A 14,480-nucleotide genomic window follows, 5' to 3' on the forward strand; every position below is an offset into this window, starting at 1 on the left:
CTTGGCGTTGTGACCACTTTGCTTCTGGTGCGGCACGGTCTGACGGACATGACCGGGCCCGTGCTCGCCGGCTGGACCCCCGGGGTCCACCTCAGCGAGCGGGGGCTGGCGCAGGCCGAGGCCCTCGCCGCCCGGCTCACCCCCGTGCACCTGGACGCGATCGTCTCCAGCCCTCTGGAACGCTGCCAGGAGACCGCCTCCGCGGTGCTCCGGGGACGTGACGGAGTGAAGATCGAGACCGATGAACGTTTCGGCGAGTGCGGGTACGGCGACTGGACCGGCCGGCCGCTGAAGGAACTCGCGCAGGAGCCGCTGTGGCGGGTCGTGCAGCAGCACCCGAGCGCCGCCGTCTTCCCGGGCGGCGAGTCGCTCGCCGGGGTGCAGCGCCGCGCGGTCGCGGCCGTGCGCCACTGGAACGACAGGCTGGGCGAGAAGGCGACGTACCTGGTCTGCAGCCACGGAGACGTCATCAAGGCCATCGTGGCCGACGCGATGGGCGTCCACCTCGACCAGTTCCAGCGCATCACCGCCGACCCGGCGTCCCTCACGGCGATCCGCTACACCCCGCTGCGGCCGTTCGTCCTGAGGGTCAACGATGTGGGAGGCGGGGTCGAGAATCTCCTACCCCCACCGCCCGGGCCTGAGGGTTCGGAGCAGGAAGACGGGGCAGAAAAATCCACCGAGAGCGACGCCGCTGTCGGCGGCGGAGCCGGGACCACGTAAGGTCGGGCTATGCCGGTCTTCGACTACGATCCGCCAGACAGGTTCGTGGCCGGTGCCGTTGGGCAACCGGGGTCACGCGCCTTCTTTCTGCAAGCCCGTGGTGAGGGGCGCCTGACGACCGTCGGGCTGGAGAAGTTCCAGGTCGCGGTCCTGGCCGACCGGCTGGACGAGCTGCTCGACGAGGTGTTGCGCCGCAGCGGGGGCACCGCGCCCGTGCCGGCCATGGCGCCGGTGGAGCTCGCCGACAAGGGCCCCCTCGACCTCCCCATCGAGGAGGACTTCCGGGTGGGCACCATGGCGCTCGCCTGGGACCCGGACACCGCGCAGGTCGTCATCGAGGCCCAGGAGGCCACCGACGAGGACGAGGAGCAGCCGGAGGACGAGCTCGACCGGCTCGACCGTCCCGAGTCCGCGGTCCTGCGGGTCCACATCAGCGCCGCCGCGGCCCGGGCGTTCACCCAGCGGGCCCTGGAGGTCGTCGCGGCGGGCCGGCCGCCCTGCCCGCTGTGCGGGCAGCCGCTCGACGCCGAAGGCCATATCTGCGTCCGGCTGAACGGCCACCGGGGGGACCGTACGTGAGTGCAGAGAGCGACCCCCGGCTCAGCAGCCTCCCCGGTGCGTCGGGCCTCGACGACGTCACCGCGCTCCGCCTGCTCCGCGAAGGGACCATCGAGGTCGCCGGCCGCTTGGTCGAGGCGACCAACATGACGCTCTACTGCACGATCCGCCTGGACGGCCTGGTCTCCGAGTGCGTGTACAAGCCGGTGCGGGGCGAGCGGCCGCTGTGGGACTTCCCGGACGGCACGCTGGCGGCCCGGGAGGTGGCGGCCTTCGAGGTCTCCGCCGCGACCGGCTGGCACATCGTGCCGCCGAGCGTCCTGCGCGACGGGCCGTTCGGCCGCGGAATGTGCCAGCTCTGGATCGACACCGACCCCGAGGCCGACCTGATGGCCCTGATCCGCAGCCGCAACCCCGCGCTGCGCCGCATGGCCATCTTCGACGCGGTGGTCAACAACGCCGACCGCAAGGGCGGCCACCTGCTCCCGCTGCCCGACGGGCACATCTACGGCGTGGACCACGGCGTCTGCTTCTCCGAGGAGGACAAGCTCCGCACCGTCCTGTGGCAGTGGCGCGGCAAGCCGCTTCCCCGCGAGGCCGTGAACGTCCTGGCCAGGCTCGAACGCGAGATCGAGCGGGGCAGGCTCGGCCGGCGGCTGCGCGAGCTGCTGACGCTCGCGGAGGTCGAGGCCACCTGGGAGCGGGTGCGCCGCCTGCTCAGCACGGGCATCCACCCCTACCCGTCGGAAGACTGGCCCGCCATCCCCTGGCCGCCCATCTGAGCCGGTTCCGGCGGTAACGGGCGCAGGCGTACCCTTCCAGAGGGCTGTCCATCTCTACCACCCCTGGAGGGAACGGGCATGTGCACCGTCGTCATCGGATTCCAGCCGGGCGCGCCGACGCCGGTGGTCCTCGCGGGCGTGCGCGACGAGTTCGCCACGCGGCCGTGGGAGCCCCCGGGGCCGCACTGGCCCGAGTACCCGCGCCTCGTGGGCGGGCGCGACCTGGAGGCGGGCGGCACCTGGCTGGCGGCCGACCCCGGCGCCTCCCGCGTGGCCGCGCTGCTGAACGGCCACGGGACGCCCGCCGCCGCCGGGACCCGCAGGTCACGCGGCGACCTCCCCCTGCGCGCCGCCGTCGCGGGCGAGCTTCCGGCGGGCGACCTGGCGTGTTACGACCCCTTCCACCTGCTCGTGGCCGATCCCGGCGGCGTGCGCCTGTGGAGCTGGGACGGCGAGCGGGTGACCGACGCCAAGCTCCCCGAGGGCACGCACGTGATCGTCAACGGCGGCTGGGAGCGCGACGAGGAGGGGCCGCGCGGCGCCTACTTCCGCCCGCGCTTCGCCGCGGCGGCGCGCCCGTCCGCGCACGACGACGGCGCCTCGTGGCAGCAGTGGCGCGGGCTGGCCACCGGGGCGGGGCTGCCGGTCTCCGACCCCCGCGCCCTGGTGGTCCGCCACGAGCTTCCCGAGGGGAGCTGGGGCAGCAGCTCGGTCACGCTGGTCGCGCTGGCCCCCGACGCCCTGCGCTACGAGTTCTGCCCGCGTCCCGCCGACCCCTCGTCGTGGTATCCCGTCCCGCTCCCGGGGGCCTGATCGGCGGCACGGGCGGTCAGCGCGGCACGGGCGGTCAGCAGAGCGTGCCGCCCCAGGCGATCGTCACGGTCCTGGCGCCCCCGTTGGACGTGAACCTGATCCGCGAGGTGCTGCAGTACGGCGTCCCGTAGGCGGTGATCGTGGCCGAGCGGCCCGCGCGGATCGTGCCGTGCGTCGAGCTGAGCACCCCGCCCTCGGTGATCGACGCCCGCCACCGCACGGTGCCCTTCGGCGCCCGCAGCCGGATGTTCACGTAGAAGATGAAGTCGGAGTTCACCCGGTAGTTGGTCGGGCTGACCTCCAGCACGGGCTTGGGGGCCGGCGGCCTGGTCGTCTCCGGCGGCGGGCTCGGGGTCGGGCTCGGCTTGGGCGTGGTCTTCTCCGGCGAGGGCACCGGGGTCGGGTCCGTGGCGGGCGGCTCGCTGGCGGAGGGCGTGGGCTGGGGGAGGAGCGTGGGCGGCGGCGCGAACGACCCCGGTATCGCCCGCTCGTCCCCGCCGCCGGGGGAGGAGACCACGACGATCGCGGCGGCCAGCGCCGCGCCTCCGGCCGTGATCGCGGCCACGGCCAGCAGACGGCGGCGCCCGCGCCCGCGCGCGGGGACGGGCCTCGCGCCGGGACCGGGCCCGGCGGCGGGCGGCAGCGCGTGACGGCTCGGCGGGGGGACCGGGCGGCCGGGCGGTACCGGGTGGCCCGCCGGCGCGACGGGGCGGCCCGGCGGCACGACGCGGCCACCGGCCACCGGCACGTCGCCGGACGTCCCGCCGGGAGCCTCTGCGGCCGGCCCGGGCGGCGGGACGGCCGGGGCAGGCGGGGCCGGAGGGACTGCCGGGACAGGCGGGGGAGGCGGGGAGACGGGCGGGACCGGGCCCGCCTGCGCCGGGGGAGCCGGCGGGGGGAGCACCGGCGTGTACCCCCAGGCGGGGACGCCCGTGGACGGCGGGACCCCGCGCGGGTCGCGCAGCCCGTCCAGCAGGGCACGGGCCGTGGGCCGGCGGGCGGGCTGCTTGTCCAGGCACGCGGCGACGGCCTCGCGCAGGGGCCCGGCGAGCATCGAGACGTCAGGGACGCCGGTCAGGATGCGGTTGACCACGGCCGGGACCGAGTCCTGCCCGAACGGCGCGCGGCCGGTGGCCGCGTAGGCCATGGTGCCCGCCCAGGCGAACATGTCGGCCTCCGGGCCGAGCGGCGTGCCGGCCAGGTTCTCGGGCGCGGTGAACGGCGAGGCGACGGGGGACGGCGCCGGCGCCGCCGCCAGCGCGCGCCCGAGGCCGACCTCGGCCACGCGGGGGCCGTCCGGCCCGATCAGCACCGCCCGGGGGCCGAAGCCGCCGTGCGCCGTGGACGCCTCGTGCACGGCCGCCAGGGCCTCCAGCGTCGCGACCGCCAGCCGGTCCAGCTCGCCGCCGCCGCGCGGCCCCTGCCGCTCCACCAGCCCGGCCAGGGAGGGGCCGTCGACGTACTCGGAGGCGAGGTACAGGCGGCCGTCGTGGATGCCGTACGACAGGACCCGCGCCACGTGGGGGCCCGCCACCCGCTGCGCCCGCCGCAGCTCCGCGCCGAAGGCCCGCCGGACGCCCTCGTCCTCCGACAACCGGCGGTGCAGCAGCTTCACGGCCACGCGCTCGCCCCGCGCCGTCTCGGCGGCGTACACGACGCCCTGGCCGCCCTCGCCGATGCGGCCGGTCACCCGGTAGGAGGCGACGAGGGGCGGATCGTCGGGGCCCAAAGACCTGGAGGACGGCAAAGGCGGCAAATGAGGTCTCCTTGGCAGCGAACGCCTGACGTGCCGAGCCCCCGCACCCGTGGCGGCAAGATTCTGCCACGTCGAGACCGCCTTGGTATGGGTTTGCGTGATCGGCCACGCCCGACCCCTACTCTGACGAAACGGACACCCCAGGGTGATCCCACCGGACCTGCGCATGGATAGGCTCAGGGCATGCGATCCTGGCCTGCTCCCGAGATAGCGCCACTGCCCGGCGCCGGCCTCCCCCTCCGGCTCTACGACACTTCGGCGCGCGAGGTCAGGCCGACCTCCCCGGGGCCGACGGCGCGCATGTACGTGTGCGGGATCACCCCGTACGACGCCACCCACCTCGGGCACGCGAACACATACCTGGCGTTCGACCTGGTGAACCGTGTCTGGCGGGACGCGGGGCACGAGGTGCACTACACCCAGAACGCCACCGATGTGGACGATCCGCTGCTGGAACGCGCCGAGCGGGACGGCATCGACTGGCGGGAGCTGGCCGGCCGCGAGATCGAGCTGTTCCGCACCGACATGGAGGCGCTGCGCCTGCTGCCGCCCCGTGAGTACGTCGGCGTGACGGAGGTCGTCGGCCAGGTCGCCGAGCTGATCCAGCGGCTGAAGGACAAGGGCGCCACCTACGAGGTCGGCGGCGACGTCTACTTCTCGGCCGCCGCCGCCCCCAAGTTCGGCGCCGTCTCGGGTTACACCGAGGAGCGCATGCTGGAGCTGTTCGCCGAGCGCGGCGGAGACCCCGCGCGCGAGGGCAAGCGCCACCCCCTCGACTGGCTGCTGTGGCGCGCCGAGCGGCCCGGCGAGCCGTCCTGGCCGTCCCCCTTCGGCCCCGGCCGTCCCGGGTGGCACGTCGAGTGCACCGCGATCGCGCTGAGCTGCCTCGGAAGCGGCTTCGACGTCTCGGGAGGCGGGTCGGACCTGATCTTCCCCCATCACGAGATGGGCGCCAGCGAGGGCCACGTCGCCACCGGCGAGTGGCCCTTCGCGAAGTCCTACGTCCACGCCGGCATGGTGGGGCTGGACGGCGAGAAGATGTCGAAGTCCCGGGGCAACCTCGTTTTCGTCTCCCGGCTGCGCGCCGAGCACGACCCGCTGGCCGTGCGGCTCGCGCTGCTGGCCCACCACTATCGCTCCGACTGGGAGTGGACCGGCGACCAGATCGACCGGGCGGCGGCCCGCCTGGCGCGCTGGCGAGCGGCTACGGCCCTCACGGCCGGTCCTGACGCCCGGCCGGTCCTGACGGAGGTCCGGGAGCGCCTCGCCGCCGATCTGGACGCGCCCGGCGCCCTGACCGCGATCGACACCTGGGCCGAGCACGCCCTGGCGGGCACGGACGGCACGGACGGCACGGATGCCGAGGCCCCCGGCCTGGTCCGCGCCACGGCCGACGCGCTGCTCGGCGTCCGGCTCTGAGGGGCCCATGCCAGGGGCCCGGTAGCGACGCGCGGGCGCCGGTCGCGCGGCCGGCGCCGGGCGGGTCCTAGCGGTCGGTCGGCAGCAGCGTCCCCAGCGGGCCGAGGTCGAGGTTCAGGTCCGCGGGGGACACCTCGAAACGGTCGCACAGGTCGTTCATCGCCTCTTCCAGGCGCATGAGCGTCACCCCGAGCGCCTCGACCTGCTCGTCCGACAGGTCGCCCTGGTCCATGCGCCGCACGCACTGGCGCTCGACGAGCTGGCGGACCAGCTCGACCAGCGTCAGGACGAGCCGGGTCAGGTCCCGCTCCACCGTGTCGGGGTCGGCCCGCAGGTGCCAGCGCCCGGCGGAGGCCGGCTCAGGGTCCCCGTGTCCCGCCCGCCGCTCGGAGCGACGCTCCGGGGCCTCGGGGGGCCGGGGGGGCTCAGTACCGTTGGGGTTCATAGCGCACTCCCGTGTCCAAAGACTCCGAGGACCGGACCGACATGATCAGCGCGCGCAGCGAGATGCGCACGAGCTCGATGTCGGCGATCGACAGCACCAGATCGCCGGTGACCACGACGCCGCCCGCCAGCAGCCGGTCCAGCAGGTCCACCAGGGCGACCCGCTCCGGCGGCAGCCGCCCCTCGGCGGCCATCGCGGCGCCGCGCGGGGCGGCGTCCCGGGCCCGCATGACGGGCTCCCTCGCGGCCGGCCCCGCACCCGGCTCCCGGACGTCCCCGGTCTCCCTCGCCGTCGTGCCCCCCGGCTCCCGCGCCGTCGTGCTCCCGGTCCGGCCGGCCGTGGCGCCTCCGGTCTCATCCGCCATCGCGATCCTCCGGGGCCGCGAACTCCAGGGCGGTGAACGAGTACGGCGCCCAGGGCCCGGTGATCTCGACGTCGATGCCCGGCTCCCTCAGCCCCTCGACCGCGGCCGCGAACTCGCCGCGCCGATCCTCGTCGACGAGGTAGGCGCCGTTGAGCAGCATCCACTCGTCGCGGCCGGAAAGCCGCGGGTCCTGGGCCCGGTGCCGCCGGGTCGCCACCGCGACGTCCGCCAGGGCCTCATGGATGTGCTCGGCACGCTCGGCGGCCTCCCGCCACGCCTCGTCGCGGCCGCGCAGGCTGGCCTTGCGCCGCCGCAGGTAGGCCGTGCCCGGCCCGGCGCCGGAGGCCTCGGGGGACTCGGGGGCCCGCGCGCCGACGGGGGAGGCGGGGCGCGCCGGGTGGGCGTACACCTTGACGCCCCACTCGCGCCGCCCGGCCACCTGGGCCAGCACCGTGGCGAGGTCCTCGTGCCTGCGCTCCAGCATCGCGCGGACCTGCGCGTCGCCGCTGTACACGGTGACCAGCCGCACCGGCGCGGTCGCCGCGTCCATGGCGACCGTCTCCACGACGCGGTGGTGGGCGCGGGCCGTCTCGCCCACCCAGTCCAGGTCCTCCAGCGAGCGCCGCAGGGGCTCCTCGCCGAACTCCGCCAGCGGCACGGTGCTCACGTAGGCGACCAGGCCGGCTTGCGGTACCGCGCGGACCGGCGCTCCGGCCACGCCCGCGACGCCCGCCAGCCGCTCCGGGTCGGCCCGGTCCTTCTCCCGGGTGATCGCGTACAGGTATGTCGCGCTGTCAGCCACCGTGGTCCTCCTCCCTCGCGGTCCCGGCCGCCGGACGCGTCACGGTCACTCACGGCCTCACTCACGGCGGCGTTCCCGGCCGTACGCCCGTTCCGTCCGGCGGTCCCGGTCGTCGTAGGTGTCCGCCCGCCGCGGCCCCTCGACGCGCGGGCGCTCCTCCTCGCCCTCCTCGACGGCGGCGAGCCGGCGGCGCAGCCTGCGATTCTCCTCGACGAGGTCGCGGTCCTTGGAGCTGAGCCACGGGTCGTGCTCCCACCAGTCGATGCCCAGCTCCCGCGCGGTGTCCACCGAGGAGATCAGCAGCCGCAGCTTGATGGTGAGCAGCTCGATGTCGAGGAGGTTCACACGGATGTCGCCGACGATCACCACGCCCCGGTCGAGCACCCGCTCCAGGATGTCGCCCAGGTTGCCCCCGGAGTCACGGGCCACCGGCGCCCGCGGCTGCCCGTAGGACTGCGGCACCACGCGTCCGGTCGGGTCGGACATGTCAGTACACTCCGCCCGTGTCGCCCCGCGCGCGCTTGTAGGTGCGCACGCGGCGGTAGGACACCAGGTCGCCCTCGGAGTCCAGGTCGGCCGCGTAGATGCCGAGCGTGTCGCCCGAGGAGGGGATGCGGTGGTCCTCCACCACCTCGACCTCGACCGTCCAGCCGTCGCCCGCCGGCTTCACCAGCGTCACGCCCTCGACGTCCTTGCCGGTCAGGTCGGCGATGTGCCGAAGCGCGACCCGGCCCGCCGTCGCCGCCGTCAGGCGACGCGGTCCGCCCCCGGCCTCCCGCGCGCGCTCGCGCCGGGTCCTGAGGGTCTCCCGATCATCGGCGGTGTTCTCGTCGTGGTCGTAGGAGTCGTCCTCGTAGGAGTCCTCGCGCGCGTGTCCGCCGGCGGCGCGCTCGCCCCGGCCTCTCCGGTTCACGGCCACGGTCGCACCTCCTCTCGGTTCCCCCGGTCCGCCACGGGCGGTCGCGTGCCGTCAGCCGATCATCCGCTGGAGGATCTCCTCGGTCGCCCGCTCCGCCTCCTCCTCGGTGATCAGGCCCTCGGCGGCGGCGCGCTCGACCTCCTCCAGCTGCCGCCGCACCGCCGCCGGGTCGTGCAGCTGCGTCTCCACCTGCTCCTCGATCAGCTCGCCCAGGCGGATCAGCGCCTGGACGGGGGCGAGCGGCCAGGTCACGAGCAGCTTCAGCAGGCCCATGTCATCGCTTCCCCTCAGGCCTCCCGCGTGGTGACGAAGTCGTACGGCGCCTGCGGGCCGAGCAGCCGCAGGGTGACGCGGCCCTCCCACCGGCGGCCGAAGTCCTCCAGCGCGTCCTCGAAGCCCTCCTGCCGGTCGGTCTCCACCAGGACGGCGAGGTGGGCGGCGTCCTCCTCGTGAGTCGGCTCCCGGATGACGACCGCGACGCACTGGGGGGCCAGGCCCTCGGCGAGCGCCTGGGTGTCGGCGTCCCGCTTCCGCTCGACGGCCTGGTTGATGATCTCGCCGAGGCGGATCCTGGCGTCCCAGGTCGCCTCCTCGGGCAGGTCGCGGATCTGCTCGCGCAGGCGGGCCGCCTCCGGCTGCTCCTGGAGCACCTCCCGCAGGAGCGTGCCCTCCTCGTACCGGCCCTTGACGACGTACTGGGCGCGGCCCTCCAGCCGTTCCAGGGCGTCGCGGAACTCGTCGTGGTGCGGGGCCAGCAGTTCGCGGACGACGGCCTCCGGGCTCTCCATGACGGCCCCGAAGCGCAGGGGAAGGACGGGGACCTCCGCCGCCACGTCGTCCAGCAGCTGCTGGTGGGCCATCAGGTCGGCGGGCTTGCCGAGGGGCCTGGTCGGGCGCAGGTCGCTGATGAGGGCGGCGATGTCGTCGTGCCGCACGAGACGGATCTCTCCGGGGGGATCTCCCACTCCGCGCGCCTCGGGGGTGAGCTCGACGTCGCCGGGCAGGATGCCGTAGACGTACGAGGCGGTCGCCCGTTCGGAGTCCGAGGGCGGGGCGCCGGGCTCGCGGGCGGGCGCGTCCGAGCGGTCGTGGGGAGCCTCGCCTCCTGCCGTGGCACTGGGCGTCGAACGGGCCATGGTCAGTCCTCCTCTCGGCCGCGCCTGCGGCGGGGTGCGGGTTCCTGGGCGTACTCGCCGGCGAACTCGCGCAGCTTCTCGCCCGCGGCCTCCAGCGCGCCCTGCGCGATGCCCTTGGTCTTCGACTTCGCCACGCCCTGCGTCATGTCCTGCATCAGCTCGGGAAGCCCCTTCTGGTGCTCCGCGAGGTCCAGCCGGTTCACCGCCTGGGCGAAGCGCAGGTAGGTGTCCACGCTGGCGACCACGATGCGCGCGTTGATGGTCAGCAGCTCGATGCCCACGAGCGCCACGCTGACGTAGGCGTCGATGACCAGTCCCTTGTCCAGGATCGTGTCGATGACGTCGGCCAGTCCGCCGCCCGACGAGGACGGCCTTCCGGGTGCTCCGCCCGCTGAGGGCTGCACGATCGTCATTCGTCCCTCCTTGTCATTTGTCGTGTCGTCTGTCCCCGGCAGCCATTTCCTGCCGGTGGTCCCTGGCGAACCGGCCGGGCGCGCGACGTCCTCACCGGCCCTCCGGCTCCGTGCGCCGCCGCGGCCCGCGAGGCGGCTCCTCGCCCTCGGGACGGCGCCGCCGCGTGGGCCGTTCCTCGGCGCCCTCGGGACGGCGCCGCCGGGTGCGGGGTTCCTCCTCGCCTCTGGGCGGACGGCGCCTCGGACGCTCCTCGTACTCCTCGGTCTCGGCGCTGCGCCGGCCGGAGGACTCCTCGCGGGGACGGCGCCGCGGCGGTCCGCCCTCCTCCGGGCGAGGGCGCTCGCCGCGCCTGCCGCCCCATCCCAGCCGGCGACGGCCCTGGGGGCGCTCCTCCCCGGCCTCCTCGGTCTCCTCGGGCTCCCCGGTCTCCTCGGGCTCCCCGGCCTCCTCGGGCTCCTCGCCTTCGCCCCGCTCCCCGGCCCCGGCGGCCTCCGCGCCCTCTTCGGCCTCCTCGGCCTCGCCCGCGCGCTCCTCGCCCTCCTCGGGCTCCTCTTCCCGCTCGGCGCGCTCGCGTTCCTCCTCCTCGCGCAGGGCGGTCTCGTGGTCCTTGACGACCTCGCCGTCGCGGATCACGCCGCGCCAGCCCTCGACCTCGTCCGGGTTCGGCAGGACGTGCACCATGATGTGCCGCCGGATGTGCTTGAACTCCAGGCGCGCCCGGCGGCCCACCGCGCGCCAGATGATGCCGATGTGCTCGATGAACCCTTTGGGGTGGTACTCGAGTACCATCAGCACCCGGGTCATCGTGGGCGCGAGCTCGTGGAAGGTGACCGACCCGTCGACGTACCCCTTGGCGGCCTTCGAGCGCCAGACGATCTTGTCGTCCGGCTCCTGCTCGATGATCGTGGACTCCCACGTCCGGCGGGGCAGGAAGATCTGCACCTGCCAGGTGAGCTTCTCGTCGCTGTCCTGGACGACCTTCTCCACCTTCTTCGTGAAGGTGGGCCAGTCCTCGAACTGGGTCCAGACGTCGTAGACCAGCCGGATCGGCGCGCCGATGTCCAGGCTCTCCACGATGTTGGAGAACTTGAGCTTGCGCCTGCCGCCGAAGCCGAGCTTCCTCTTGAGGCCGCCCCACGCCATCTTGGCGAGGCCCTTGATGCGGCCGGTGCCGCCTTCCGCGCCGGCGAGCTGCCCGATCGTGCGGAACCCGTCGCCCTCGGCGAAGCTGGTGAGCTGCTTGGTGGTCTGCTCCACCTTGCGCCGCACCGCCCGCAGGGCCATCGTGCCCGCGAGGCCGGCCAGGCCCCGGATCTGCTGCTTGATCGGGGACAGCAGCCCGCCCCTGTCCTTGTCCGCCATCGCGGTCACTCCCTCCGGCGAACCGGCCGGGACCGCGGCGACGGCCGGTCACGGACCACGCGCCCGCGCGGGGCCGGCCCCTCGTCCTCGTCCTCGGGCCCCTCTTCCTCTTCTTCCTCTTCGTCCTCCATCTCGACGTCCCGGGCACGCCCGCCTTCGCGCCGGGGCCCGCGCCGGGGCGGCGCCTCCTCGTAGTCCTCTTCCTCCTCGTACTCGGCGTAGTCGCCGTACTCGTCCTCGTACGGCTCCGGCTCTTCCTCTTCGCCGCGCCGGCGTCGCGCCCTGGCGGTCCTGAAGCCGCCCGTGGCCCGATCCCGCAGGCCCGACACGCCGCCGCGCGCGGTCCTGGCGGCTCCTCCGGCGGCGCCGGTGGCCGTCGCGGCCGCTCCGGTCGCCGCTCCCGCCGCGGTCTCCTCCAGCCCCGCCGCGACGTTGGCCGCGTGCTGCAGGGCCTCGGCGCGGTCCTGGAGCTTGGTGCTGAGCGAGGAGACCTGCCTGCTCGCCGCGGCCTTGGCGGCGGCCTTGCCCGCCTCGAACAGCTCGCCGCGGACGCTGTTGACGATCTTCTCCAGCTCGGGGGACGAGCCGACCAGCTTCATCCCCTGCTCCAGCAGGTTGCCGCGCGTTCCGCCGAGCCTGCCCGTCGCGCCCGCCACGGCCAGGGCGATCGCGAGCTTGAACCTCCGGTGCCGGCCGAGGAAGTAGCCGAGGGCGACCGCTACGGCCACCTTGAGTCCGCCTGCCACGATTGCCTCCTTCTCCGGCTACCGATTCGACGGTTCCTGCCCTACCCGCCCAGATCGGTACAGAACACGCATGACCGGAAAAAATGGACATCGCGCACGAAGAAGATGGAGGTGGCCGCCCGGCCTTGGCCGGGCCTACGCCAGCGCGGCGAAGAAGCGTTCCCGCTCGTCGGCGGGCAGGTGATCGCTGAACAGCACGCCGTCCAGGTGGTCGACCTCGTGCTGCAGCACGCGGGCCAGCATGCCGAGGGCGCGGAGCGTGACCGGCTTGCCGTACATGTCGCGCCCCTTGGCGACGACCGAGTAGGAACGCTCCAGCGGCCACCACACCCCGGGCGCCGACAGGCAGGCCTCGTCGGCGACGATCGTGCGCGGGGACGCCTCCAGGCGGGGGTTCACCAGATGGCCCGACCTGCCCTCCACCTCGAACACGAGCACGCGCAGCGGCACGCCGAGCTGGGGGGCCGCGAGCCCGGCGCGCCCGGCTCCCGCGCGGGTGGTGGCCTGCAGGGATCTGACGAGCTCGCGCAGGGACCGGTCGAAGTCGGTGACCGGGGCGGCCACGGTGCGGAGCACGGGGTCGGCGAAGAGCCTGATCGGCTGGACGCTGGACAAGCTCGCTCCAGGGGGTGTCGTCGGGTCGGCTGGGACGGTTCCCGGGAGGAATTCCCGGATCGGCCTGGTGGCAACCTTTGTTAAATCCAGATTGCCTCAGTGATGCCTATGGATCACATGTTTCAAGGGTGCGTCGGAAGTAACGGCGATATCTAACCATCGTCGCGGGACAGTGTGATGAGCGCGGATACGGTCTGAACCTCCTGAAAATCAGCGAAATAGGAGGAAAGCGACCGTGGTGGAGCTAACGCGGACGGCGTCGGCGAAAGGCCGCTGGATAAACGACTGGAATCCGGACGATCCGGACTTCTGGCAGCGCCGGGGCAAGCGGATCGCCCGCAGAAATCTGGTGTTCTCGATCCTCGCCGAACATCTCGGCTTCACCCTCTGGACCGTCTGGAGCATCGTCGCGGTCAAGCTCGGAGACCACAGGTTCTCCACCGACCAGCTCTTCTGGCTGGTGTCCCTGCCGAACCTCGTCGGGTCCGCCCTGCGCCTGCCCTACACCTTCGCGCCCGCCCGGTTCGGCGGCCGCAACTGGACCGTGGTCAGCGCGTTGCTGCTGCTCGTGCCGGCCGTCCTGCTCGCCGTGGCGGTCGGTGACCCCGGCACTCCGTACTGGGCCTTCCTGCTCATCGCCGCCACGGCCGGGCTCGGCGGCGGCAACTTCGCCTCCAGCATGGCCAACATCACCTACTTCTACCCCGAGCGCCGGCAGGGCTGGGCGCTCGGGCTGAACGCGGCGGGGGGCAACATCGGCGTCAGCTCCGTGCAGCTGGCCATGCCGCTGGTGATCACCGGATTCGGCCTGGCGGCGGCCGGGCTCTTCTGGGTGCCTTTCATCGTGCTCGCGGCGGTCGGCGCGTTCTTCTTCATGGACAACCTCACCTCCGCCAAGGCCGACCCCCGCGAGCAGCTGAAGATCGCGGGCAGGGCGCAGACCTGGATCATGTCGCTGCTCTACATCGGCACCTTCGGGTCCTTCATCGGCTACACCACGGCCTTCCCGCTGCTCATCAAGAGCCAGTTCCCCGAGCACGCCTCCACCGTCTCCTGGGCCTTCCTCGGGGCCCTGGTCGGCTCGCTGATCAGGCCGCTCGGGGGGCTGATGTCCGACCGCCTCGGCGGGTCGAAGGTCACGCTCGCCACCTTCGCCGCCATGGCCGGAGCGGTCGCGCTGGTCGGGACGGGCGTCGGCGCCCACCACTTCGCGACATTCTTCGCCGCCTACCTGCTGCTGGTGGCGCTGACCGGCGTCGGCAACGGCTCGACGTACCGGATGATCCCCGCGATCTTCATGGCGAGGGCGCTCAGGGACGTCCCGCCGGGCGACGAGCGGGCGCGCGCGGCGGCCGTGGCCGCGGGCAAACGCGACAGCTCCGCCGCGATCGGGATCATCTCCGCCGTCGGCGCGTTCGGCGGCTTCTTCATCAACCGCGGCTTCGGCACCTCGATCGCCGCGACCGGCGGCGCGGGCGCGGCCCTGGCGGCGTTCGCCTGCTTCTACGCCGTCTGCGCGGGGTTGACCTGGTTCTGCTACCTGCGCCCCGCCGGCGCGCTGCCGGCCGCGGGGGTGGCGGAAGCCCGTGTCTGAGCCCCTTTTCCCGGCCCGGCGGGGATGTAGCA

At 74.0% G+C, this 14,480-nt stretch carries 18 protein-coding genes; 6 read left to right on the plus strand and 12 right to left on the minus strand.

The genetic code is table 11. From position 1 onward, the window contains the following. Positions 1 to 9 precede the first annotated feature (9 nt). From DQ384_RS19285 to DQ384_RS19300, 4 genes are all read left to right on the plus strand, one after another. Positions 10 to 723: a histidine phosphatase family protein gene (locus DQ384_RS19285; RefSeq protein WP_114030233.1), complete on the plus strand. Its 714-nt coding sequence runs from the start codon at positions 10 to 12 to the stop codon at positions 721 to 723. 9 nt (positions 724 to 732) lie between these two features. Further along, positions 733 to 1,302 carry a DUF3090 domain-containing protein gene (locus tag DQ384_RS19290; protein ID WP_114030234.1) on the plus strand — a complete coding sequence of 190 codons (570 nt, stop codon included), beginning with the start codon at positions 733 to 735 and terminating at the stop codon, positions 1,300 to 1,302. Continuing rightward, a complete protein-coding gene (locus DQ384_RS19295; protein ID WP_114030235.1) occupies positions 1,299 to 2,063 on the plus strand; it encodes an SCO1664 family protein in 765 nt (254 codons plus the stop codon). The genes DQ384_RS19290 and DQ384_RS19295 overlap by 4 nt, the downstream gene beginning before the upstream one ends. A gap of 78 nt (positions 2,064 to 2,141) precedes the next feature. Further along, positions 2,142 to 2,876: an NRDE family protein gene (locus DQ384_RS19300; RefSeq protein ID WP_114030236.1), complete on the plus strand. Its 735-nt coding sequence runs from the start codon at positions 2,142 to 2,144 to the stop codon at positions 2,874 to 2,876. A 34-nt stretch (positions 2,877 to 2,910) separates the two neighbouring features. Here the strand turns inward: DQ384_RS19300 and DQ384_RS43655 are convergent, their stop codons facing one another. Beyond that, entirely contained in the window at positions 2,911 to 4,605 is a 1,695-nt protein-coding gene (locus DQ384_RS43655) for a serine/threonine-protein kinase (protein WP_181871289.1), read from the minus strand. A 210-nt stretch (positions 4,606 to 4,815) separates the two neighbouring features. Here DQ384_RS43655 and mshC point away from each other — a divergent pair, with 210 nt between their 5' ends. Then, entirely contained in the window at positions 4,816 to 6,051 is a 1,236-nt protein-coding gene (gene mshC, locus DQ384_RS19310; protein WP_114030238.1) for a cysteine--1-D-myo-inosityl 2-amino-2-deoxy-alpha-D-glucopyranoside ligase, read from the plus strand. Positions 6,052 to 6,118: 67 nt separating this feature from the next. Here mshC and DQ384_RS19315 read toward each other — a convergent pair whose 3' ends face one another. The 11 genes from DQ384_RS19315 to DQ384_RS19365 all read right to left on the minus strand — a co-directional run bounded on the left by DQ384_RS19315 (position 6,119) and on the right by DQ384_RS19365 (position 12,854). Then, positions 6,119 to 6,496, minus strand: coding sequence for a gas vesicle protein K (locus DQ384_RS19315; RefSeq protein ID WP_114030239.1), 378 nt, complete (start codon positions 6,494 to 6,496; stop codon positions 6,119 to 6,121). Then, positions 6,477 to 6,725 carry a gas vesicle protein gene (locus DQ384_RS19320; protein WP_220183016.1) on the minus strand — a complete coding sequence of 83 codons (249 nt, stop codon included), beginning with the start codon at positions 6,723 to 6,725 and terminating at the stop codon, positions 6,477 to 6,479. Before DQ384_RS19320 ends, DQ384_RS19315 begins: the two co-directional genes overlap by 20 nt. Before the next feature lie 124 nt (positions 6,726 to 6,849). After that, positions 6,850 to 7,662 carry a GvpL/GvpF family gas vesicle protein gene (locus DQ384_RS19325; protein WP_114030240.1) on the minus strand — a complete coding sequence of 271 codons (813 nt, stop codon included), beginning with the start codon at positions 7,660 to 7,662 and terminating at the stop codon, positions 6,850 to 6,852. A 57-nt stretch (positions 7,663 to 7,719) separates the two neighbouring features. After that, positions 7,720 to 8,148 (minus strand): gas vesicle protein, encoded by a 429-nt coding sequence (locus tag DQ384_RS19330; RefSeq protein ID WP_114030241.1) that lies wholly within the window; start codon positions 8,146 to 8,148, stop codon positions 7,720 to 7,722. Between the two features lies 1 nt (position 8,149). Next, positions 8,150 to 8,581 carry a gas vesicle protein GvpO gene (locus DQ384_RS19335; protein WP_245966605.1) on the minus strand — a complete coding sequence of 144 codons (432 nt, stop codon included), beginning with the start codon at positions 8,579 to 8,581 and terminating at the stop codon, positions 8,150 to 8,152. A gap of 51 nt (positions 8,582 to 8,632) precedes the next feature. Then, positions 8,633 to 8,854 (minus strand): gas vesicle protein GvpG, encoded by a 222-nt coding sequence (locus DQ384_RS19340; RefSeq protein ID WP_114030242.1) that lies wholly within the window; start codon positions 8,852 to 8,854, stop codon positions 8,633 to 8,635. Positions 8,855 to 8,868: 14 nt separating this feature from the next. Continuing rightward, positions 8,869 to 9,717 (minus strand): GvpL/GvpF family gas vesicle protein, encoded by an 849-nt coding sequence (locus tag DQ384_RS19345; RefSeq protein ID WP_114030243.1) that lies wholly within the window; start codon positions 9,715 to 9,717, stop codon positions 8,869 to 8,871. Positions 9,718 to 9,719: 2 nt separating this feature from the next. Continuing rightward, positions 9,720 to 10,130, minus strand: coding sequence for a gas vesicle protein GvpJ (gene gvpJ / locus DQ384_RS44195; protein ID WP_114030244.1), 411 nt, complete (start codon positions 10,128 to 10,130; stop codon positions 9,720 to 9,722). 91 nt (positions 10,131 to 10,221) lie between these two features. Then, on the minus strand, positions 10,222 to 11,493 hold the full coding sequence (locus tag DQ384_RS19355) for an SRPBCC family protein (protein ID WP_114030356.1): 1,272 nt from the start codon (positions 11,491 to 11,493) through the stop codon (positions 10,222 to 10,224). A gap of 5 nt (positions 11,494 to 11,498) precedes the next feature. Then, the gene (locus DQ384_RS19360; protein WP_114030245.1) at positions 11,499 to 12,239 is read right to left on the minus strand and encodes a hypothetical protein; all 741 of its coding nucleotides are present in this window, start codon (positions 12,237 to 12,239) and stop codon (positions 11,499 to 11,501) included. Between the two features lie 135 nt (positions 12,240 to 12,374). Further along, a complete protein-coding gene (locus DQ384_RS19365) occupies positions 12,375 to 12,854 on the minus strand; it encodes a peptide deformylase (protein ID WP_114030246.1) in 480 nt (159 codons plus the stop codon). A 235-nt stretch (positions 12,855 to 13,089) separates the two neighbouring features. On the opposite strand from DQ384_RS19365, the gene DQ384_RS19370 reads away from it, so the two are divergent. Continuing rightward, positions 13,090 to 14,448 carry an MFS transporter gene (locus DQ384_RS19370; protein ID WP_220183017.1) on the plus strand — a complete coding sequence of 453 codons (1,359 nt, stop codon included), beginning with the start codon at positions 13,090 to 13,092 and terminating at the stop codon, positions 14,446 to 14,448. The last annotated feature ends 32 nt before the right edge of the window (positions 14,449 to 14,480 follow it).

Origin of the sequence: Sphaerisporangium album, assembly GCF_003323745.1 — a bacterium.
Classification (GTDB): Bacteria; Actinomycetota; Actinomycetes; order Streptosporangiales; family Streptosporangiaceae; genus Sphaerisporangium; species Sphaerisporangium album.